Genomic DNA, 22,475 nt, shown 5'->3' with positions numbered 1-22,475 from the left:
GGCTTGCCTGCGATAGCGGTGCAAGATTCACCACCGCTATCGCAGGCAAGCCAGCTCCCACATTTTTGACCGAGTTTCTGATCCAGGATTAATGCCATGCCTGCACTGACGACTTACACCACCAGCATCCACCCCGACTGGGTCGACTACAACGGCCACCTGCGCGACGCGTTCTACCTGCTGATCTTCAGCTACGCCACCGACGCCCTCATGGACACCCTCGGCCTCGACAGCGAAAACCGCGAAGCCAGCGGCCATTCGCTGTTCACCCTGGAGCTGCACCTGAACTACCTGCACGAAGTGAAACTCGGGGCCGAGGTCGAGGTGCATACCCAACTGATCGACCATGACGCCAAGCGCCTGCACCTCTACCACAGCCTGCATCTGGTGGGGGATGAAAAGGAGCTGGCCGGCAACGAGCAGATGCTGCTGCACGTCGACCTCGCCGGGCCACACGCGGCGCCGTTTACCGAGGCGTCATTGCAACGCCTGTCGACGATCAGCCAGGAGCAGGCCGATCTGCCGCGCCCTGCCCTGCTCGGCCGGGTCATCGGCATAAAAAAAGCCCCGATCAAGCCGTGACAAGATCGAGGCAGAATGTGTTGTGTGAGCCGTACATCCCGAGGGTGACCAAACCGTCAAGCTGCTTGCTTGCGCCCAGTGTGCCTATTAGTTCTGTCGGCAAATGGCCCGAAAACGACATGCCCATAGCCATCTGAGGCATTCGTGCAATCTGCCCTTGCCGACCGGTTGAGCGGCTACCAGAATCCAGGTCGAACCCCGCTCCCTTCACCAGGATAAAACGTCATGATGCATGCGGATTTGATTGACCAGGATGACCTGCTGGGCCAACTGCGCTCACTGGGTTTTGAGGTTTCCAGCGGCTCGACCGCCGAGCAGGCGTGCGAGTGTGCGGTGCGCGGTTTGAGCGAAGCGCGGGCCAAGGCGCTGAAAGGCATGGTCGAGCAGATGTACACCGGCAGTGCGACGATTTTGCCGGCTGTGCGCCAGGCGATTGATAAGCAGTTGTTGCCGGCGTTGGTGCAGTTCAAGCAGAACTCTGGGGCCTGATAGATAGCTATCGCAGGCAAGCCAGCTCCCACATTTGACCGAGTTTATCCTGAAGAAACACGGTCGACTGTGGGAGCTGGCTTGCCTGCGATGAAGGCCACTCGGTCTAAAGCCGAACGCTGGCAAATGTCGACTCGTTCCGCGCCTGGCTCAACGCCGACAACGGCCCCGACAACGGTGACAACACCAGTGCCTGCGGAATCGGCATCATCGCCACCTGCTGGGTGGTGTTGGAGCCCACGCGCTCATCCCGCGGCGGAATGCCGAAGTATTCGCGGTAGCACTTGGAGAAGTGCGGTGTGGAGACAAACCCGCACACCGACGCCACTTCGATGATCGACATCGGCGTTTGCTTGAGCAGCTGCCGCGCACGGATCAGGCGCAGTTTGAGGTAGTAGCGCGACGGCGAGCAGTGCAGGTACTTCTGGAACAGCCGCTCCAGCTGGCGCCGCGACACGGCGACGTACACCGCCAACTCGTCCAGGTCGATTGGCTCCTCCAGGTTGGCTTCCATCAGCGCGACGATTTCCTGCAGCTTCGGCTGGTTGGTGCCGAGCATGTGCTTGAGCGGCACACGCTGGTGATCCTGTTCATTGCGGATGCGCTCGTACACAAACATCTCGGAGATCGCGGCGGACAGTTCACGCCCGTGATCGCGGCTGATCAGGTGCAGCATCATGTCCAGCGGCGCGGTGCCGCCCGAGCTGGTGAAGCGGTTGCGGTCGAGGGTGAACAGGCGTGTGCTCATGGCCACGCGGGGGAAGGCTTCCTGCATCGACGCCAGGCATTCCCAGTGCACGCTGCAATCAAAACCGTCGAGCAGACCGGCGCAGGCCAGGGCCCAGCTGCCGGTGCACACCGCGCCCAAGCGGCGCGACTGGCGCGCCTGGCTTTGCAGCCACGACACGTGTTCACGGGTAACGGTGCGCTGGATGCCCACGCCGCCGCAGACGATCACGGTGTCCAGCGCCGGGGCTTTGTGCATGGAGGCATCGGGGGTGATTTGCAGGCCGTCGCTGGCCCACACCTGGTTGCCATCGACACTCAGGGTTGTCCAGCGATACAGCTCGCGGCCGGACAGCTGGTTGGCCATGCGCAGGGGTTCGACTGCGGACGCCAGGGAAATCAGCGTGAAATTGTCCAGCAGCAAAAAGCCGATGGATTGAGGCGCACGGTTCTGGGGTTGAGCCCCGGAGTTGAACGACGTCATCACAGTATCTCCTCACACAAAGCGGGTGATGGCCTCAGGCGAGGCTCTTGTTATTGCACTCTTCAACCAGCGAGGTGAGAGGCTTTGAATTGATAGAGCAATTGCCATGCCTAAAATTGAATGGCCGTCCAATAACTCCTAAAAACGACGTTTTGACGCGTCTATATAAGCCCGTGTCGCAAGTGGGGGTATGAGCGGAAAAGGACGTAGGAACGGGCCCGCTCAAGGGGTGTGAGCAGATCGGTAGCACTTGTGGGAAGGCGCTTTGCGGGCGTGGGGAAAGTCTGTCACCCCAAGCACGGGGGACGGCTGGTGAGGGGGAAAATCGTTTGGGAGCTACTTATCTGTTTGCGACGCGCTAAAAGGTGGCGCTTTTGGTCTGGGCGTTCACTTTGTGAGCAGTGTTGTCTGGGCTACCGCTATCGCAGGCAAGCCAGCTCCCACACTTGACCGCGTTTAACCTGAAGGAACACGGTCGACTGTGGGAGCTGGCTTGTCGGGTCGCCGCATCGCTGCGATGGCGGCATCACTGACTCAACACTCCACAGCACTCACCGCCAACCCACCCCGCGATGTCTCCTTGTACTTGTCATGCATATCCGCCCCGGTATCGCGCATGGTGCGGATCACCCGGTCCAGCGAGATAAAGTGCTGGCCATCCCCGCGCAAGGCCATCTGCGCTGCGTTGATCGCCTTCACCGCCGCAATCGCATTGCGCTCGATGCACGGCACTTGCACCAGCCCGCCTACCGGGTCGCAGGTCAGGCCGAGGTTGTGTTCCAGGCCGATTTCGGCGGCGTTGCACAGTTGCTCCGGCGTGGCGCCGAGGATTTCCGCCAGCCCGGCAGCGGCCATGGCGCAGGCCGAACCGACTTCGCCCTGGCAGCCCACTTCGGCGCCGGAGATCGACGCGTTTTTCTTGCACAGGATGCCCACCGCCGCCGCGCCGAGCATGTAGTCCACGACATTGGCTTCGGTGACTTCTTCGCTGAACTTCATGAAGTAGTGCAGCACCGCCGGGATGATCCCTGCCGCGCCGTTGGTGGGGGCGGTGACCATGCGCCCACCGGCGGCGTTTTCCTCGTTCACCGCGAGGGCGAACAGGTTGACCCACTCCATCGCGCTCAAGGTCGAGCCGATCACGTTGGGCTTGCCCAGCTCCTGCAAGCTGCGGTGCAACTTGGCGGCGCGGCGGCGTACGTTGAGGCCGCCGGGCAGGATGCCTTCGTGCTTGAGGCCCTGCTCCACGCAATCTTGCATGGCGCGCCAGAGCTTCATCAGGCCGCTGCGGATTTCTTCTTCGCTGCGCCAGACCTTTTCGTTCGCCAGCATCAGCTCGGCGACGCGCAGGTTGTGGGTCTTGCACAACTGCAACAGCTCTGCCGCGCTGGAAAAATCGTAGGGCAGCTCGGTGCGGTCCATGTCGGCCACGCCGCTTTGCGCCTGGGCTTCATCCACCACAAAACCGCCGCCCACGGAATAGTAGGTGTCGCGGTGCAACTCGCCGTTGTCGCCGTGCACCACGAGGGTCATGGCATTGGGGTGGAACGGCAGGTTTTCGTCGAGCAGTTGCATGTCGCGCGCCCACACGAACGGCACCGGCAGGCGCCCGTCCAGCAGCAGGGTGTCGGTTTCGCGCAGTGTGGCGATGCGAATGCCGATTTGCGACGGGTCGATAGCGTCGGGCCACTCGCCCATCAGGCCCATGATGGTGGCGGTGTCGCTGCCATGGCCGATGCCGGTGGCGGACAGCGAGCCATACAGCTGCACTTCGACGCGGCGTACTTGCTCCAGCCACTCGCGTTCGCGCAAGCCTTGCACAAACAACGCCGCGGCGCGCATGGGGCCGACGGTGTGAGAACTCGAAGGCCCGATGCCGATCTTGAACAGGTCGAAAACGCTGATAGCCATTGCCGTGGAACTCCTCGATAAGCACGGGCCAGGCATGAACGAGGTGCTACGCTCAGATCGCCCAGATGGCGGCATCATCAGCCTTTTGTTCGTCATCACGGCGTCTCACACCGACGTGACCATGCTCACCAGCGTCGCTGCCGTGCGATCCCTGGTTTTGGCCGTTTTTTGCGGTGCAGATGGGTAAAAACAGCAGTTTTACCTTTGGAAAAATCTGTAAGCGACGTCACCGACACTGGATACGACCATCCCTGTACTGGATACGACGCCCCCTGTAGGCGTCAGATTTTCACTGGTACATGATCAGTCTCGACTCGTTTGCAAGGCACCGTGCCAGAGCTGTTGTCGCACGTACCAACCGCAACACCTATAAAGCGCGGCCAAGGCCGCCAGAAAAAACACAGGAGTCTAGCCCTATGAAAGGTTCACCCCAGTTGTTGTTGGCCGCCATGTTGAGTCTGCCAGTCCTGGCGCACGCTGCAGAACCGGCACAATGTCAGACCGTCAACTTCTCCGATGTCGGCTGGACCGACATCACCGTCACCACCGCGACCACCAGCGAAGTCCTCAAGGGCCTGGGCTACAAGCCGCGCACCACGATGATTTCGGTACCGGTGACCTACAAGTCCCTGGCCGACGGCAAGAACATGGACATCTTCCTCGGCAACTGGATGCCGACCATGGAAAACGACATCAAGCAGTACCGTGATGCCGGCACCGTGGAAACCGTGCGCGCCAACCTGGAGAACGCCAAGTACACCCTGGCGGTCCCCGAGGCGCTGTACAACAAAGGCCTGAAGGACTTCGCCGATATCGCCAAATTCAAGGACGAGCTGGGCGGCAAGATCTACGGCATCGAGCCGGGTAACGACGGCAACCGCACCATCCAGACGCTGATCGACAAAGACGCCTTCGGCCTGAAAACCGCCGGTTTCAAAGTGGTCGAGTCCAGCGAAGCCGGGATGCTTTCCCAGGTCGAGCGCGCCTCCAAGCGTGACCAGGCCATCGTGTTCCTCGGCTGGGAACCGCACCCGATGAACACCCGCTTCAAGATGAAGTACCTGACCGGTGGTGACGACTCGTTCGGCCCCAACTACGGCCAGGCGACCATCTACACCAACACCCGCAAGGGCTACTCCGAGGAATGCAGCAACGTTGGCCAGCTCCTGAAAAACCTGGTGTTCACCCTGGACATGGAAAGCACCCTGATGGGCAAAGTCCTGGACGACAAACAAAAGCCCGACGCAGCCGCCAAAGCGTGGCTCAAAGCTAACCCGCAAGTCCTCGACACCTGGCTCGCCGGTGTTACCACTGTGGATGGCAAACCTGGATTGGACGCCGTTAAAGCCTACCTCGCCAAGTAACACCGTTGTCCCCGGGGCGGTACGCTGCCCCGGGATGTTTTCCCTCTTCGCATGTGGACATTCACTACCATGCTGACTGAACAGAAAATCCCACTAGGCCAGTACATCGCTGCCTTCGTTGAATGGTTGACCCAACACGGCGCCAACTACTTCGACGCAATCGCATCGACCCTGGAAACGATGATCCACGGCGTGACATTTGCGCTGACCTGGTTCAATCCGCTGGCATTGATCGGTCTGATTGCGCTGCTGGCTCACTTCATTCAACGCAAATGGGGCCTGACCGTCTTTGTCATCGCCTCCTTCCTGCTGATCCTCAACCTGGGGTACTGGCAGGAAACCATGGAGACCCTGGCGCAAGTGCTGTTCGCCACCCTGGTCTGCGTGGTCATCGGTGTGCCGCTGGGCATTGTTGCCGCGCACAAACCGCTGTTCTACACGATGATGCGGCCGGTGCTCGACCTGATGCAGACCGTACCGACCTTCGTCTACCTCATCCCTACCCTGACCCTCTTCGGGCTGGGTGTGGTGCCCGGCCTGATTTCCACGGTGGTGTTCGCGATTGCCGCGCCGATCCGCCTGACCTACCTGGGTATCCGCGACGTTCCCCAAGAGCTGCTCGACGCCGGCAAGGCCTTTGGCTGCTCACGCCGTCAACTGCTCTCACGCATTGAACTACCCCACGCCATGCCGAGCATCGCTGCCGGCATTACCCAATGCATCATGCTGTCGTTGTCGATGGTGGTGATCGCGGCCCTGGTGGGCGCCGACGGCCTCGGCAAACCGGTGGTCAACGCACTCAACACCGCTGACATCGCCCTGGGCTTTGAAGCCGGCCTGGCAATCGTCCTGCTGGCCATCATGCTCGACCGCATCTGCAAACAACCCGACGCCAAAGTAGGGGGTGATGCATGAGCATTATCCGATTCGACAATGTCGACGTGATCTTCTCCAAAGACCCACGCGAAGCGCTCAAGCTGCTGGACCAGGGCATGAGCCGTAACGAGATCCTGAAAAAGACCGGGCAGATTGTCGGCGTGGAAAAAGCCAGCCTGGATATCGAGAAAGGCGAGATCTGCGTGCTGATGGGCCTGTCGGGCTCGGGCAAGTCCAGTCTGCTGCGCTGTATCAATGGCCTCAACACCGTGAGCCGTGGCCAGTTGTTCGTCGAGCATGAAGGTCGCCAGATCGACATCGCTTCGTGCACCCCGGCCGAACTGAAAATGATGCGCACCAAACGCATCGCCATGGTGTTCCAGAAGTTCGCCCTGATGCCCTGGCTGACAGTGCGCGAAAACATCAGCTTCGGCCTGGAGATGCAAGGCCGCCCGGAGAAAGACCGGCGCAAGCTGGTGGATGAAAAGCTCGAACTGGTGGGCCTGACCCAATGGCGCAACAAGAAGCCGGATGAGCTGTCCGGCGGCATGCAGCAGCGCGTCGGCCTGGCCCGTGCATTGGCGATGGACGCCGACATTTTGCTGATGGACGAACCTTTCTCCGCCCTCGACCCGCTGATCCGCCAAGGCTTGCAGGACGAACTGCTGGAGCTGCAACGCAAGCTGAGCAAGACCATCGTATTCGTGAGCCACGACCTCGACGAAGCGCTCAAGCTGGGCAGCCGCATCGCGATCATGAAAGACGGCAAGATCATCCAGTACAGCGTGCCGGAAGAGATCGTACTGAACCCGGCGGACGACTATGTGCGCACCTTCGTCGCCCATACCAACCCGCTGAACGTACTGTGCGGGCGCAGCCTGATGCGCACCCTGGACAACTGCAAGCGCGTCAATGGCTCAGTCTGTCTCGATCCGGGTGGCGATTCATGGCTGGACCTGGCCGAAGGCAACACCATCAAGGGTGCTCGCCAGAATGGCGCGGTGATGAATCTGCAGAACTGGGCACCGGGGCAAGCGGTGGAAGGGCTGGGTCGGTTGCCGACGCTGGTGGATTCGAATATCGGCATGCGTGATGCGTTGCAGATTCGCTATCACACCGGGAACAAGCTGGTGCTGCATAACAACAACCAGGTGGTGGGGATCTTGGGGGATAGCGAGCTGTACCATGCCCTCCTGGGCAAAAACCTGGGCTAAGCCAACCCCACAACCCTCAATGAAGAAACTGGGTCAATGTGGGAGCTGGCTTGCCTGCGATAGCTTTGGTGAATTCACTACAGCTATCGCAGGCAAGCCAGCTCCCACAGTTGACCGCATTGCAGTCTTGAGAAAGCGGCGCCAGTGACGGCGCCGCTCACTTCAACTATCAGCTATAGACCCGGCCAAGGAGCTGCCGATGGCTTTCAAACTGATCGAGCACGTCCCGGGTGATCTGTTCCTGGGCAAAGCCCATCAGGTCGTATTCCTGAGGCCCGTTGTGCAGGTACACCTCGGCACGGTAATAGCGGGTGCGCTCTTCTTCAGGCAGATCGGTCGAAGCCGACGAGTAAGCATCCAGGCTCACTTCGTAGACAAACGGGTTGCCCTCTTCCATCTCGATGCGCACACCGATGCAGCGCTTGGATTTGCCCAGCAGCGTCTGCACTTCCAACCCTTGCTCACGCAGCGCAACAGCGGCTTCTTCCAACGCCGGCGTTACGTGCTTGTCCATGAAACGCTGCACCGTGCCCTGGCTCGGCTGCAGGTCCAGCGCAGTCAGGCGCTCGCTGAAACCACGACGGCCACGCTCGGCCAATTGCGCCTGCTCTTGTTCGATGGCCACGTCCTGGCGCATCGCCTTGTGCAAACCGAACATAAAGAACACCAGCACCACCGAGAACGGCAGCCCCGCCAGCACCACCATGGTCTGCATGGCCTGGAAGTTGCCGGCAAACAGCAAGCCGATGGTCACCAGGGTGATCACCGCCGACCAGAAGATCCGCAACCAATGCGGCGCGTCTTCGTCCACATTGCCGCCTTTGCACGACAGGTTGGCCATCATCACCGCGCCGGAATCCGCCGGGGTCAGGAACAGCACAAAGCCGACAAAGATCGACACGCCGATGACGATTTTCGACGCCGGGTAATGCTCCAGCAGTTGGTAGATGGCCATCGACGGCTGTTCCAGCGCCGTCTTGCCCAACTCCACCGCACCATGGTTGAGCACCAGATCCAGCGCCGAGTTACCAAAGATCGACAGCCACGCCAGGGTGAAGCCCAGCGGGATCAGCAGCACGCCAGCCACCAGTTCACGCACCGAGCGACCACGGGAAATCCGCGCGATAAACATGCCGACGAATGGCGCCCAGGAAATCCACCACGCCCAGTAGAACAGGGTCCACAGGCCCATCCAGCCTTCGGTCTTCGCCGCGTCGCCTTCGTACACATAGAGGTCGAAGGTTTTCAGCACGATACCGTTGAGGTAATCACCGGTGTTCTGCACCAAGCCGTTGAGCAGGTGCAGGGTCGGGCCAAACAACAGCACAAAGATCAGCAGGCCGCTGAACAGCACGATGTTGAGGTTGGACAGGCGGCGAATGCCGTTCTCCACACCCGACACGGCGGCGATGGTCGCCACGGTGCTCATTACGATGATCACGATCAGCAGGTTGGTGTTGTTGTGCTCCATGCCGAACAGGTTTTCCAACCCGGACGACACTTGCATCGCGCCAATCCCCAGGTTGGTCACCAGGCCCAGCAGGGTCACGAACATGCCGAAACCGTCTACCGCGTGGCCGGCCGCGCCCTTCACCCAACGCTCGCCCACCAGCGGGTACAGCGCCGAACGCAAGGCCAGCGGCTGGTTATGACGGTAGGCAAAGTAGGCCACGGCCAGGCCGACCAGGGCGTAGATCGCCCAGCCGTGCAGGCCCCAGTGCAGGAAGGTCAGTTGCAGCGCCTGGCGTGCAGCCGTGTTGCTGGCGGCCACGCCTTCGGGCGGGTTGAAGTAGTGGTCCAACGGCTCCGAGGCGCCGAAGTACAGCAGCGAGATGCCGATACCCGACGAGAACAACATGCCGGCCCAGGCGCCGTAGCTGAAGTCCGGGGTGTCGTCCTTGCTGCCCAGTTTCAATTTGCCGTAGGACGAAAACGCCAGCCCGACCACAAACACCAGGTAGGCGGCGATGACCACCATGTAGTACCAGCCAAAGCTTTTCGACAGCCACGCTTGCGCGACGCCGAGCATGCGCCCGGCCTCCTGCGGGGCGATGATCAGGATGGCCGTCAACAACAGAATCAACGCGGTGGAGGTGTAGAACACCCAACCGTTGACCCGCACCTTTTCTGGCGGGGTCTTTATAAGAGAGGCAGAACTCATGGCGCAGATGCTCCGGGCAGTGCGAAAGAGAAACACAAGGCAGCGGTTATCCCGGGACATCGCTTTATGGGCAGGCGACGGACGGGTGTTATAAAGACACCCCGAAAATCCTTGGCCCCCTACCGGACCGGTAGACAGGGCGTTTCAAGGGTTTTTGCAGGTGTCATTTGTCGCGGCTCCCAGGTAGGAAACTTCTGTAGGCAGCGACCATTTGTCGCAGATCTTATTCTTTGTTGATTGAACGTTCAATCAAAACAAAATAGACTGGCCATCAAGCCGACGGACGTTTATCGCCAGTCGGCAGGCCTAAGGAGAGGTGCTACATGCCCAAGGTCGGTATGCAACCCATACGCCGCCAGCAATTGATCGAAGCCACCTTGACGGCCATCGATCAGGTCGGGATGGGAGATGCCAGCATTGCGCTGATCGCCCGTTTGGCCGGCGTCTCGAACGGCATCATCAGTCACTACTTCAAGGACAAGAACGGCCTTATTGCAGCGACGATGCGCTACTTGATGAACGCGCTGATCGATAACGTCCACGAACGCCGACAGGCCCTGACGGACGACAGCCCACGGGCGCACCTTCAGGTGATCATCGAGGGCAACTTCGACGCCAGCCAGGTCAACGGCCCGGCAATGAAAACCTGGCTGGCCTTCTGGGCCACCAGCATGCACCACCCGTCATTGCACCGGTTGCAGCGGATCAACGATCAACGTCTGTATTCCAACCTGTGCTGCCAGTTCCGCCGAGTGCTGCCGTTGCCGCATGCACGCAAAGCAGCCCGCGGGCTGGCGGCCCTGATCGACGGTTTGTGGTTGCGCGGCGCCCTGTCGGGAGACGCTTTCGACACGGCGCAGGCGCAACGGATCGCTTACGAATACATGGATTTCCAATTGGCCAAGCAGGTGAGTTAGAGCACACATAAACCGCTCAACCCCTGAACGCTGCCGCACCGGCCTACGGTGCGGTGGTCAACGCCAACCACTTATGCACTTGCGAGGACTTTATGGCCCGTTTCGAACTGCAAAAACTCTACATTGACGGCGGCTACAGCGACGCTGGCAGCGATGCCACCTTCGAAGCCATCAACCCGGCTAACGGTGAAGTTCTCGCCCAAGTGCAACGCGCTACCAAGGAAGACGTTGAACGTGCCGTGGTCAGCGCTGAAAAAGGCCAGAAAATCTGGGCCGCCATGACCGCCATGGAGCGTTCGCGCATCCTGCGTCGTGCCGTCGACATCCTGCGCGAGCGCAACGACGAACTGGCCGCCCTGGAAACCCTGGACACCGGTAAAGCCTTCTCCGAAACCAAGTACGTCGACATCGTCACCGGCGCCGACGTGCTGGAATACTACGCAGGCCTGGTGCCAGCGATCGAAGGCGAGCAGATCCCGTTGCGCGACACCGCCTTCGTCTACACCCGCCGCGAGCCGCTGGGCGTGGTCGCCGGTATCGGCGCGTGGAACTACCCGATCCAGATCGCCCTGTGGAAATCCGCGCCAGCCCTGGCCGCCGGTAACGCAATGATCTTCAAGCCAAGCGAAGTCACCTCGCTGACCACCCTGAAACTGGCCGAGATCTACACCGAAGCCGGCGTTCCAGCAGGCGTCTTCAACGTATTGACCGGCAGCGGCCGTGAAGTCGGCACCTGGCTGACCGAGCACCCGCGCATCGAAAAAATCTCCTTCACCGGCGGCACCGACACCGGCAAGAAGGTCATGGCCAGCGCTTCCAGCTCTTCGCTGAAAGACGTGACCATGGAACTGGGCGGCAAGTCCCCGCTGATCATCTTCGACGACGCCGACCTCGACCGCGCCGCCGACACCGCGATGATGGCCAACTTCTACAGCTCCGGCCAGGTCTGCACCAACGGCACTCGCGTGTTCGTACCCAAGCACCTGCAAGCGGCGTTTGAAGCCAAGATCGTCGAGCGTGTTGCACGCATTCGCGTCGGCAACCCGGAAGACGAAAACACCAACTTCGGTCCGCTGGTCAGCTTCCAACACATGGAAAGCGTGCTGGGCTACATCGCCAAGGGCAAAGAGCAAGGCGCACGCCTGCTGTGCGGCGGCGATCGCCTGACCGACGGCGACTTCGCCAAAGGCGCCTTCGTGGCCCCGACCGTGTTCACCGACTGCACCGACGACATGGTCATCGTGCGTGAAGAAATCTTCGGCCCAGTCATGGCGATCCTGACCTACGAAACCGAAGAAGAAGTGATCCGCCGCGCCAACGACACCGACTTCGGCCTGGCTGCCGGCCTGGTGACCAAGGACCTGAACCGCGCGCACCGCGTGATTCATCAGCTGGAAGCGGGTATCTGCTGGATCAACGCCTGGGGCGAGTCCGACGCGAAGATGCCGGTGGGCGGCTACAAGCAATCCGGTGTGGGCCGTGAGAACGGCATCAGCTCGCTGAACAACTTCACCCGCATCAAATCGGTACAGGTTGAGCTGGGCGATTACGCCTCGGTGTTCTAAGACCCGAGCCTTGTATTGCCTGTGAGTGCCCTATCGCAGGCAAGCCAGCTCCCACAGTTGGAATGCATTCCCCTGTGGGAGCGGGCTTGCCCGCGATGAGGCCCGACCTGACCATCTCCAAAGAGGGTGCATCCAATGTCCCAAGAATACGACTACATCATCGTGGGTGCCGGCTCCGCCGGTAACACCCTGGCGACCCGTCTCACCGAAGACGAAGGCGTCACCGTCCTGCTCCTGGAAGCCGGCGGCCCCGACTACCGCTTCGACTTCCGCACGCAAATGCCGGCGGCGCTGGCGTTCCCGCTGCAAGGCCGCCGCTACAACTGGGCCTACGAGACCGATCCAGAGCCACACATGGACGGCCGCCGTATGGAATGCGGGCGCGGCAAGGGCCTCGGTGGTTCTTCGCTGATCAACGGCATGTGCTACATCCGTGGCAACGCGATGGACTACGACGGCTGGGCGAAACTGCCAGGCCTGGAAAACTGGACCTACCTCGACTGCCTGCCGTACTTCCGCAAAGCGGAAACCCGCGACATCGGCCCGAACGATTGGCACGGCGGCGATGGCCCGGTCAGCGTGACCACGCCAAAAGCGGGCAACAACCCGCTGTTCCACGCCATGGTTGAAGCCGGCGTACAGGCCGGTTACCCGCGCACCGTGGACTTGAACGGTTACCAGCAAGAAGGCTTCGGCCCGATGGACCGTACCGTCACGCCGAAAGGCCGTCGCGCCAGCACCGCTCGCGGTTACCTGGACACCGCCAAGAAGCGTTCCACACTGACCATCGTCACCCACGCCCTCAGCGACAAAGTGCTGTTTGAAGGCAAGCGTGCCGTTGGCGTGCGCTACCTGATCGGCGCGGCTGAAGAGCGCGTGGAAGCCCGTGCACGCAAAGAAGTGATCGTGTGCAGTGGCGCCATCGGTTCGCCGCAACTGCTGCAACGCTCCGGCGTCGGCCCGGCCGAACTGCTGAACAACCTCGACATCCCGGTGGTCCACGACCTGCCCGGCGTCGGCGAAAACCTGCAGGACCACCTTGAGTTGTACCTGCAATATGCGTGCACCCAACCGGTGTCGCTGTACCCGTCGCTGCTCTGGTACAACCAGCCGGCCATCGGTGCCGAGTGGCTGTTCAACGGCACCGGCATCGGCGCCAGCAACCAGTTCGAAGCGGGCGGTTTTATCCGTACCCGTGAAGAATTCGAGTGGCCGAACATCCAGTACCACTTCCTGCCGGTAGCGATTAACTACAACGGCAGCAACGGTGTGAAAGAGCACGGTTTCCAGGCGCACATGGGCTCCATGCGTTCGCCAAGCCGTGGTCGCATCCAATTGAAGTCGAAGAACCCACGGGACTACCCGAGCATCCTCTTCAACTACATGGCCACCGAACAGGACTGGCAGGAATTCCGCGACGGCATCCGCCTGACCCGGGAAATCATGCAACAGCCGGCGCTGGACCAATACCGTGGCCGCGAAATCAGCCCGGGCATCGACGTGCAAACCGACGAGCAACTCGACAAGTTCATCCGTGAACACGCCGAGACCGCGTTCCACCCGTCCTGCTCGTGCAAGATGGGCACCGACGACATGGCGGTAGTGGACGGTGAAGGCCGCGTGCACGGCATGCAAGGCCTGCGCGTTGTGGATGCGTCGATCATGCCGATCATCACCACCGGCAACCTGAACGCGCCGACGATCATGATCGCCGAGAAAATCGCCGACAAGATCCGTGGCCGCCAGCCGCTGCCGCGCAGCACTGCCGACTACTACGTGGCGGGCGATGCGCCGGTGCGTGGCAAGCCGATGCGTGAAATTGCGCAGTAACTGAGACACCGCGGTGCCTGTATCGCAGGCAAGCCAGCTCCCACACCTGACCGAGTTCGCCTGAACAACTCGGTCAACCTGTGGGAGCGGGCTTGCCCGCGATGAGGCCCGACCCGCCAATGCAAAACCCCTCCTTGATCGGCTACTCTGTCCGCCTGCCCGCGACGAGCCGCCCACAAGGAAGGCCCCATGTTCGACTACCACGCCACACTCAAACAGCACTTCGCTGCCCTGCGCACCCGCGCCGAATTCTTCTCCCTGCGCTACGTGCGCGAATCCGGCCACTACCTGGCCGTGCGCAAGAATGTCGCCGAACCGCCGCACCTGAACCACGACGAAGGCGCCATGCTCACCGTGCGTCTCAACGGTGTGGAAGCCTATGCCGCCACCAACGATATTTCCCTCGTTGGCCTGCAAGCCGCCCTTGAGCGCGCCGAGCAACAAGCCCGGTTGATCAAACCTCACGCCCTGCTCGACCTGCGCGACCAGCCGGTGCCCAGCGATGTGGCTGATTACCTGTCCCCCGACCTCGAGCAAGCCTTCCCGTCCTTGAGCGACTGCTACCAGCTGCTGGGCGATGAGTCAGCCGCCGTACCGAAAGACGAGCGCCTGGTGAACTGGGAAGTCAGCCTGGGCCTGACCAACGTCGAACAGATCTACCTCAACAACGCCGGCGCCGAACTGCGCCAGGCCCAGCGTTTTGTGTTCCCCGGCGTCAACGTCACCGCCTACGACGGCCATGACAGCCAGACCCGCACCCTCGGCGGCAGCAACTTCGGCCAGCAAGGCGGCTTTGGCGTGATCAGCCGCTTCGGCCTGGCCGGCGCCGCGCCGCGCATTGCCGACGAAGCCCTGCAACTGCTGCTGGCGCCGAACACCCCCAACGGCCCGCGCGACCTTCTGCTGATGCCCGACCAGATGATCCTGCAGATCCACGAATCCATCGGCCATCCGCTGGAGCTGGACCGCATCTTGGGCGATGAGCGCAATTACGCCGGCACCAGCTTTGTCAAAGCCAGCGACTTCGGCCAGCTGCAATACGGCTCAGCGCTGCTCAACGTGACCTTCGACCCGGAGATCCCCGAACAGCTCGCCAGCTACGGCCATGACGACGACGGCACTGCCGCCAGCAAACAATTCCTGATCCGCGACGGGCTGTTGCTCAAGCCGTTGGGCGGCGCGTTGTCGCAATTCCGTGCGGGCATGGGCGGCGTCGCCAACAGCCGCGCCAGCAGCTGGAACCGCGCGCCCATCGACCGCATGGCCAACCTGAATATCGAGGCCGGCGACCAGAGTTTCGAACAGCTGGTGGGCGGGATTGAAAACGGCATCCTGATGTCCACCAACCGTTCGTGGTCCATTGATGACGCGCGCAATAAATTCCAGTTCGGCTGCGAGTGGGGCCAGTTGATCGAAAACGGCGAACTGAAAGGCGTGGTGAAAAACCCCAACTACCGGGCGATTTCCGCGCAGTTCTGGCGCAACCTCAGCGCCGTCGGCGATGCCAGCACCTTCAAGGTATTGGGCACGCCGAACTGCGGCAAGGGCGAACCCAACCAGGTGATCCGCGTCGGCCATGCGTCGCCGGCGTGTGTGTTCAGCAACGTCGATGTATTTGGGGGAGATGCCTGATGGACAACTTCAAGGCACTGGTGGAATGGCTCAAGCAGGCCATCACCGACAACGAGCAATTTCAGCTGGGCTACGCCGATGAAGCGTCCGAGTTCGTGCGCTTCAACCACGCCAAGGTGCGTCAGGCCGGGCAGGTGCAACAAGCCAGCGTCCACCTCAAGCTGATCAACGACGGGCGCCACGCCGACCTCGGCATCACCCTGGCCGGCGAACCGGCACTGGATCGCCAGCGCCTCGCCGATGGCCTGCAACAGTTGCGCGAGACCTTGCCGCTGTTGCCACAAGACCCGTACCTGCTGCTCAACCACAACGCCTGGCAAAGCAGCAACGAACAGGCCCAGCCGCTGCCGGAGCTGGCCCAGGTGCTGGAAGACATCAGCCGCGCCGCCGAAGGCGTGGACCTGGTCGGCTTCTATGCCGCAGGTCCCATCAGCCGTGGCTTTGCCAGTTCGTCGGGGGCATTCGGCTGGCACCAGGCCAATAGTTTCAACTTCGATTTCAGCCTGTTCCACGCCAACGGCGAAGCGGTCAAGGCCAGCTACGCCGGGCACACCTGGGACAGCCGCGAATTTGCCGCGCGCTTCCAGCAAGCCCGCGAGCAGCTTGAATTCCTCGGCCGCCCGCTGCACAAACTGGCGCCGGGACAGTACCGCGCCTACCTCGCCCCGGCGGCGGTGGAAGAAATCATCGACCTCATCACCTGGGGCGGTTTTTCCGCCCAGGCCATCGCCAGCAAAAGCAGTGCGCTGCAAAAGCTGTATGCCGGCGAACAGTCCCTGAGCCCGCTGGTGACGGTGAGCGAGCAAATCAGCGGTTCCCTGAGCGAAGCGTTTTCCAGCGAAGGCTACCCACGCGGCGACGTGACGCTGATCAACGCCGGCAAGGCCGCAGGCGAGTTGATCAACTCCCGCAGCGCCGCCGAATATGGCCTGAGCACCAACGGCGCGAGCAGTGACGAAGCGCCCAGCGCCTTGCAGATGGCGGCAGGCAGCCTGGCCCAGGCCGACATCCTCAAGCAGTTGGGCACCGGCTTGTACATCAGCAACCTGTGGTACCTGAACTACTCCGACCTGCCGGCCGCCCGCCTGACCGGCATGACGCGCTTTGCCACGTTCTGGGTGGAAGACGGCGAGATCAAGGCGCCGGTGAGCACCATGCGCTTTGATGACAGTGTGTACAGCTTGCTGGGTTCGCAGTTGGAAGCGCTGACGGCGGAGCGGGAGTTGCTGTTGTCGGCGAGTACGTACGACCAGCGCAATACCTCATCCAACTTGCTGCCAGGCGCCTTGGTCAACCGCCTGACCTTGACCCTCTAAACCCAGCAAATCCCCTGTGGGAGCGGGCTTGCCCGCGATAGCGGTGTATCAGTCAACTCATCCGGCGACTGACAGACTGCTATCGCAGGCAAGCCAGCTCCCACACTGTTTTGCGGTGTTTTCAGGCCGCTTTATTCCCATATTCCTACCGTGAAATCCCATCTCGCACCTGTTCCCCCGTGCTCTGTTGTCCCCCGCAAAAAACCTCGCTATAACGGTTAGTGGCATACCGCCACCCACAGGAAGTGAGCGTTGACATGGACCACGGAAGTTTCGTCATCAACAAGCTGTTCAAGCACTACAACGTCCACGTCGAGCAACTGGGAGACGACCCGCAAAAAAACACCGTGCTGATGGTCAATGGCGCGCTGTCCACCACCCGCTCGTTCGCCCGCACCAGCAAGTGCCTGGCCGAGCATTTCAATGTATTGCTCTTCGACCTGCCCTTCTCCGGCTATTCCCGCGAGCACAACGCCGACCTCGACCTGGTGACCAAGGACGACGAAGTGCAAATGCTGCGCGCCCTGGTGGAGCGCTTCGAGGTCAACCACCTGGTGTCGGCCTCGTGGGGCGGCATCTCCACGCTGCTGACCCTGGCCCACAACCCGCCGTCGATCCAAAGCTCGGTGGTGATGGCCCTGGCGCCCAACCTCAACCAGGCCATGCTCGATTACGTGGAGCGCGTGCGGGTGTTGATCGAGGCGGATGACAAATCCGCGGTCGGCGATCTGCTCAACGAGACGGTGGGCAAATACCTGTCGCCCCGGCTCAAGCGCAACAACCATCGGCACCTGTCGACCATGGCCACCAACGAGTACCGCCAGGCGCGTTTTCATATCCATCAGGTGCTGGCCTTGGGCGATGGCAATTACCTGCCGGCGCTCAAGAGGATTGAAACACCGGTGCACTTTCTCAATGGCACGCTGGACGAATACACGCCGGCCGCCGAAGCCCGGTTGTTCAAGGCGTACGTGGGCCGCAGCAGCTTTGCCGTGGCCGAACATACCGGTCACTTGCTTGACCTCGAATCCAGCGAAGCCGCCACGGCGGTGCACCGTGAACTGCTGGATTTCCTGGTGGGAAAAGGCGCGACGGATGGCGCATAATCGCCGACACATAGCCTGCTAACAAAAAGGGTTTTCTATGCCGAATCGCGTCCCGCTCGATGCCAAGACCGCCCGCTGGCTCCCCTGGGTGGTGGCGATTGCCTTCTTCATGCAGTCGCTGGACGGGACGATTCTGAACACCGCGTTACCGGCCATGGCCCGCGACCTCGCGGAAAACCCCCTGCGCATGCAAGGCGTGGTGATTGCCTACATGCTCACCGTGGCCTTGCTGATCCCCGCGTCGGGCTGGATCGCCGACCGCTTCGGTACCAAGAAAATCTTCTTTGGCGCGATCATGCTGTTCAGCATTGGTTCGCTGCTGTGCGCCTTGTCCAGCAGCCTGAGCATGCTGATCGGCGCGCGGGTGATCCAGGGCCTGGGCGGCGCGCTGATGCTGCCGGTCGGGCGACTGGTGGTGCTGCGTGCTTACCCGCGTTCCGAGCTGGTGCGGATCATGGGTTTCATCACCATCCCCGGCCTGCTCGGCCCGCTGCTTGGCCCGACCATGGGCGGCTGGATGGTGCAGTACCTGACGTGGCACTGGATCTTCCTGATCAACCTGCCGGTGGGCATGATCGGCTGCTACGCCGTGTGGAAATTCATCCCCGACCTGCGCGGCAGCGAGCGCACGCGGTTCGACGGGATCGGCTTCCTGCTGTTTGGCGCGGCGATGGTGCTGATCACCATCGCCATGGAAGGCCTGGGCGAACTGCACCTGCCGCACCTGCGAGTGATGTTGCTGCTGTTCGGCGGGCTGGCGTGCCTGGCGGCGTACTGGCTGCGCGCCGGGCATATCGATAACCCGCTGTTTTCGCCGGTGCTGTTCAAGACCCGCACCTTTGCCGTGGGCATCCTCGGCAACCTGTTTGCGCGCCTGGGCAGCGGCGCGTTGCCGTTCCTGGTGCCGCTGCTGTTGCAGGTGGCGCTGGGTTATTCACCGTCGGAAGCGGGGATGAGCATGCTGCCGCTGGCGGCGGCGGCGATGTTTGCCAAGTCCATCGCGCGGCCGTTGATCGAGCGTTTGGGCTACCGCATCGTGCTGACCGGCAACACCCTGGCGCTGGGCATCATGCTGGCGAGCATGGGCCTGGTCACGGAACACACGCCCTACCCGCTGCTGCTGGGCATGTTGGCGGTGCTGGGGGCGATCAACTCGCTGCAATTCACCGCGATGAACACCGTGACCCTGATCGACCTCGACGACGCCCAGGCCAGCAGCGGCAACAGCCTGCTGTCGGTGGTGGCGCAACTGTCCCTCAGCCTCGGCGTGGCCTGCGCCGGTGCGTTGCTCGGCGGCTTCACCGCTGAAACCGGCAACGACGGCGTGGAAAGCGTACTCGGTGCGTTCCAGTTGACCTTCCTCACGGTAGGCATCATGGCGATGCTAGCGGCGGCGATCTTCCTGCAATTGTCGCCAAAAGACGGCAAACGGCAGGCCAGCCCGGAGCAGCACATCGAGCATTAAGCGGCTTCTCGTCTAGAACTTGCGGGGAAAATCCCACAGGGCTGGTACACTGCGCGACATTTTGTTTTGCAGAGCCAGCCCCGTGACCACCATCGCCACCGCTTTTAATACTTTGCCGCTGTCCGCCGCCATGTTGGCTAACCTCGACTCGCTGGGTTATGTCGAGATGACGCAGATCCAGGCGCAAAGCTTGCCGGTGATCCTCAAGGGGCTGGACCTGATCGCCCAGGCCAAGACCGGCAGCGGCAAGACCGCCGCCTTCGGCATCGGCCTGTTGAACCCGATCAACCCACGCTACTTCGGCTGCCAGGCCCTGGTGATGTGCCCGACCCGTGAGCTGGCCGACCAGGTCGCCAAGGAAATCCGTCGCCTGGCCCGTGCCGAAGACAATATCAAGGTCCTGACCCTGTGCGGCGGCGTGTCCCTCGGCCCGCAGATCGCCTCGCTGGAACACGGCGCCCACGTCATCGTCGGCACCCCGGGCCGCATCCAGCAGCACCTGCGTAAAGGTTCGCTGGTACTGGACGGCTTGAACACGCTGATCCTCGACGAAGCCGACCGCATGCTCGACATGGGCTTCTACGACGCCATCGAAGACATCATCAGCAAGACCCCGCCACGCCGCCAGACCCTGCTGTTCTCGGCCACCTACCCGGTGAGCATCAAGCAGCTGGCCTCCAAGTTCATGCGCGCGCCGCAGCAAGTGAAGGCCGAAGCGTTCCACTCCGACGACCAGATCGAACAGCGTTTCTACGAGATCTCGCCGGAAGAGCGCATGGACGCCGTGACTAAAGTCCTGGCGCACTTCCGCCCGGCGTCGTGCGTGGCGTTCTGCTTTACCAAGCAGCAAGTGCAGGAAACCGTGGACCACCTGACGGCCAAGGGCATTTCCGCCGTCGGCCTGCACGGTGACCTGGAACAGCGCGACCGTGACCAGGTCCTGGCGATGTTCGCCAACCGCAGCACCTCGGTGCTGGTGGCGACTGACGTAGCCGCCCGTGGTTTGGACATTGACGCGCTGGACATGGTGATCAACGTCGAACTGGCCCGCGACTCGGAAATCCACATCCACCGCGTCGGCCGTACTGGCCGTGCCGGTGAGACCGGGATCGCCATCAGCCTGGTTGCCCCGTCCGAAGCACACCGCGCCCAGGCCATCGAGCAACTGCAGAAGTCGCCGCTGAACTGGGACCAACTGGACAACCTCAAGCCGCAAAGCGGTGGTCCGTTGCTGCCGGTGATGAGCACCCTGTGCATTGCTGCCGGGCGTAAAGACAAAGTGCGTCCGGGTGACATCCTCGGTGCACTGACCGGTGAAGCCGGGATTCCGGGGGCGCAGGTGGGCAAGATTGCGATCTTTGACTTCCAGGCGTTTGTGGCGGTTGAGCGCGGCATCGCCAAGCAGGCGTTGCAGCGTTTGAATGACGGCAAGATCAAGGGCCGCTCGTTGCGCGTGCGCATCCTGTAAAGCGCTCAAGCCATACAGAGATCAAACTGTGGGAGCGGGCTTGCCCGCGATAGCGATGGTGAATTCACCGCCGCCATCGCAGGCAAGCCAGCTCCCACAGTTTTGATTGCATTTCAGATCAATATTTTTGTGAGGACTTTGCTGTGCGCTCGACCGAAGTTGTGATCATTGGCGCCGGCGCCGCAGGCTTGATGTGCGCACTGACCGCCGCCGGGCGTGGGCGCAAGGTGATGTTGATCGACCACGCGAACAAGGCCGGCAAGAAGATCCTCATGTCCGGCGGTGGCCGCTGCAATTTCACCAACATGTACACCGAGCCTGCCAACTTCCTCTCGCACAACGCGCACTTCTGCAAATCCGCCCTCGCCCGCTACACCCAATGGGATTTCATCGGGCTGGTGGCCAAGCACGGCGTGCCGTACCACGAGAAGAAACTCGGCCAGCTGTTCTGCGATAACAAATCCAGCGACATCCTCGGCATGCTGCTCGATGAATGCATCCAGGTCGGCGTGAGCATGCACCTGGACACGTCCATCGAGGAGATCGCCAAAGTCGATGGCGGCTACCAGTTGCAGACCACCCTCGGTGAACTGCGCTGCGAATCCCTGGTAATCGCCACCGGCGGCCTGTCGATTCCGACACTGGGCGCGACCGGCTTTGGTTATCAGGTGGCCAAGCAATTCGGCCACGAACTGCTGCCGACCCGCGCAGGTCTTGTGCCGTTCACCATCACCGACCAGCTCAAGGATTTGTGTGGCGAGTTGAGCGGCACCTCGGTGGATTGCCTGGTGAGCTGCAACGACCAGAGCTTTCGCGAGAACATCCTGTTTACCCACCGGGGCTTGAGCGGGCCGGCGATCTTGCAGATTTCTTCGTACTGGGATTCCGGCGACACGGTGGAGATCAACCTGCTGCCCGACCACGACGCCCACGAGTGGCTGCAACAGCAACAGGCCGAGCGCCCGAACAGCGAGCTGAAAACCCTGCTGGGGGAGATCTTCACCAAGAAGATGGCCAACCTGCTGGCGGAAACCTGGTTTGTGTCCAAACCGATGAAGCAGTACACCCATGCGGAGATTGCCGACATTGCGCAGAAACTCGGCAGTTGGCAGTTGGTGCCGGCGGGGACCGAAGGCTATCGCACGGCTGAAGTGACGCTGGGTGGGGTGGATACGCGGGAAGTGTCGTCCAAGACCATGGAATCCCTGAAAAGCCCTGGCTTGTACTTTATTGGCGAAGTGCTGGATGTGACCGGCCACCTGGGCGGTTTCAACTTCCAGTGGGCCTGGGCCTCAGGCTACGCCGCCGCGCAATACGCCTGACCAAAGACTGTACGCGGTCAAACTGTGGGAGCTGGCTTGCCTGCGAT

The 22,475-nt window shown here is 61.7% G+C and carries 17 protein-coding genes; 14 read left to right on the top strand and 3 right to left on the bottom strand.

Annotated features, from left to right (window positions below):
* Positions 1-96 precede the first annotated feature (96 nt).
* Entirely contained in the window at positions 97-582 is a 486-nt protein-coding gene (locus tag B348_RS0110045; RefSeq protein WP_017735990.1) for a thioesterase family protein, read from the top strand.
* A 225-nt stretch (positions 583-807) separates the two neighbouring features.
* On the top strand, positions 808-1,071 hold the full coding sequence (locus tag B348_RS0110035; RefSeq protein ID WP_017735989.1) for a hypothetical protein: 264 nt from the start codon (positions 808-810) through the stop codon (positions 1,069-1,071).
* Positions 1,072-1,177: 106 nt separating this feature from the next.
* Here B348_RS0110035 and B348_RS0110030 read toward each other — a convergent pair whose 3' ends face one another.
* Positions 1,178-2,281, bottom strand: coding sequence for a GlxA family transcriptional regulator (locus B348_RS0110030; RefSeq protein WP_003216915.1), 1,104 nt, complete (start codon positions 2,279-2,281; stop codon positions 1,178-1,180).
* Positions 2,282-2,815: 534 nt separating this feature from the next.
* Positions 2,816-4,192, bottom strand: coding sequence for an L-serine ammonia-lyase (locus B348_RS0110025; protein WP_017735988.1), 1,377 nt, complete (start codon positions 4,190-4,192; stop codon positions 2,816-2,818).
* Between the two features lie 416 nt (positions 4,193-4,608).
* Here B348_RS0110025 and B348_RS0110015 point away from each other — a divergent pair, with 416 nt between their 5' ends.
* From B348_RS0110015 to choV, 3 genes are all read left to right on the top strand, one after another.
* A complete protein-coding gene (locus B348_RS0110015; protein WP_017735986.1) occupies positions 4,609-5,556 on the top strand; it encodes a choline ABC transporter substrate-binding protein in 948 nt (315 codons plus the stop codon).
* Positions 5,557-5,625: 69 nt separating this feature from the next.
* Positions 5,626-6,471, top strand: coding sequence for a choline ABC transporter permease subunit (choW, locus tag B348_RS0110010; RefSeq protein ID WP_017735985.1), 846 nt, complete (start codon positions 5,626-5,628; stop codon positions 6,469-6,471).
* Positions 6,468-7,646: a choline ABC transporter ATP-binding protein gene (gene choV, locus B348_RS0110005; protein WP_017735984.1), complete on the top strand. Its 1,179-nt coding sequence runs from the start codon at positions 6,468-6,470 to the stop codon at positions 7,644-7,646. The genes choW and choV overlap by 4 nt, the downstream gene beginning before the upstream one ends.
* 169 nt (positions 7,647-7,815) lie before the next feature.
* On the opposite strand, the gene B348_RS0110000 is transcribed toward choV, so the two are convergent.
* Positions 7,816-9,750, bottom strand: a complete 1,935-nt coding sequence (locus tag B348_RS0110000) for a BCCT family transporter (RefSeq protein ID WP_256204256.1) — start codon at positions 9,748-9,750, stop codon at positions 7,816-7,818.
* Between the two features lie 380 nt (positions 9,751-10,130).
* On the opposite strand from B348_RS0110000, the gene betI reads away from it, so the two are divergent.
* From betI to B348_RS0109955, 9 genes are all read left to right on the top strand, one after another.
* Positions 10,131-10,724 (top strand): transcriptional regulator BetI, encoded by a 594-nt coding sequence (gene betI / locus B348_RS0109995; protein WP_017735982.1) that lies wholly within the window; start codon positions 10,131-10,133, stop codon positions 10,722-10,724.
* A 92-nt stretch (positions 10,725-10,816) separates the two neighbouring features.
* Positions 10,817-12,289 (top strand): betaine-aldehyde dehydrogenase, encoded by a 1,473-nt coding sequence (gene betB, locus B348_RS0109990; RefSeq protein ID WP_017735981.1) that lies wholly within the window; start codon positions 10,817-10,819, stop codon positions 12,287-12,289.
* 135 nt (positions 12,290-12,424) lie between these two features.
* Positions 12,425-14,119: a choline dehydrogenase gene (betA, locus tag B348_RS0109985; protein ID WP_017735980.1), complete on the top strand. Its 1,695-nt coding sequence runs from the start codon at positions 12,425-12,427 to the stop codon at positions 14,117-14,119.
* Positions 14,120-14,308: 189 nt separating this feature from the next.
* Positions 14,309-15,751 carry a TldD/PmbA family protein gene (locus B348_RS0109980; RefSeq protein WP_017735979.1) on the top strand — a complete coding sequence of 481 codons (1,443 nt, stop codon included), beginning with the start codon at positions 14,309-14,311 and terminating at the stop codon, positions 15,749-15,751.
* The gene (locus tag B348_RS0109975) at positions 15,751-17,067 is read left to right on the top strand and encodes a TldD/PmbA family protein (RefSeq protein ID WP_017735978.1); all 1,317 of its coding nucleotides are present in this window, start codon (positions 15,751-15,753) and stop codon (positions 17,065-17,067) included. Before B348_RS0109980 ends, B348_RS0109975 begins: the two co-directional genes overlap by 1 nt.
* A gap of 257 nt (positions 17,068-17,324) precedes the next feature.
* Positions 17,325-18,173 (top strand): alpha/beta fold hydrolase, encoded by an 849-nt coding sequence (locus B348_RS0109970; RefSeq protein WP_017735977.1) that lies wholly within the window; start codon positions 17,325-17,327, stop codon positions 18,171-18,173.
* Positions 18,174-18,210: 37 nt separating this feature from the next.
* Positions 18,211-19,638: a multidrug transporter subunit MdtD gene (mdtD, locus tag B348_RS0109965; protein WP_017735976.1), complete on the top strand. Its 1,428-nt coding sequence runs from the start codon at positions 18,211-18,213 to the stop codon at positions 19,636-19,638.
* A 130-nt stretch (positions 19,639-19,768) separates the two neighbouring features.
* Positions 19,769-21,106, top strand: coding sequence for an ATP-dependent RNA helicase DbpA (gene dbpA / locus B348_RS0109960; RefSeq protein ID WP_235865629.1), 1,338 nt, complete (start codon positions 19,769-19,771; stop codon positions 21,104-21,106).
* A 143-nt stretch (positions 21,107-21,249) separates the two neighbouring features.
* On the top strand, positions 21,250-22,428 hold the full coding sequence (locus tag B348_RS0109955; protein WP_017735974.1) for an NAD(P)/FAD-dependent oxidoreductase: 1,179 nt from the start codon (positions 21,250-21,252) through the stop codon (positions 22,426-22,428).
* Positions 22,429-22,475 lie beyond the last annotated feature (47 nt).

Origin of the sequence: Pseudomonas sp. CBZ-4, assembly GCF_000346755.1 — a bacterium.
GTDB lineage: Bacteria > Pseudomonadota > Gammaproteobacteria > Pseudomonadales > Pseudomonadaceae > Aquipseudomonas.
The sequence above is the reverse complement of the archived record's forward strand: the minus strand, read 5'-3'. Positions and strand labels throughout refer to the sequence as shown.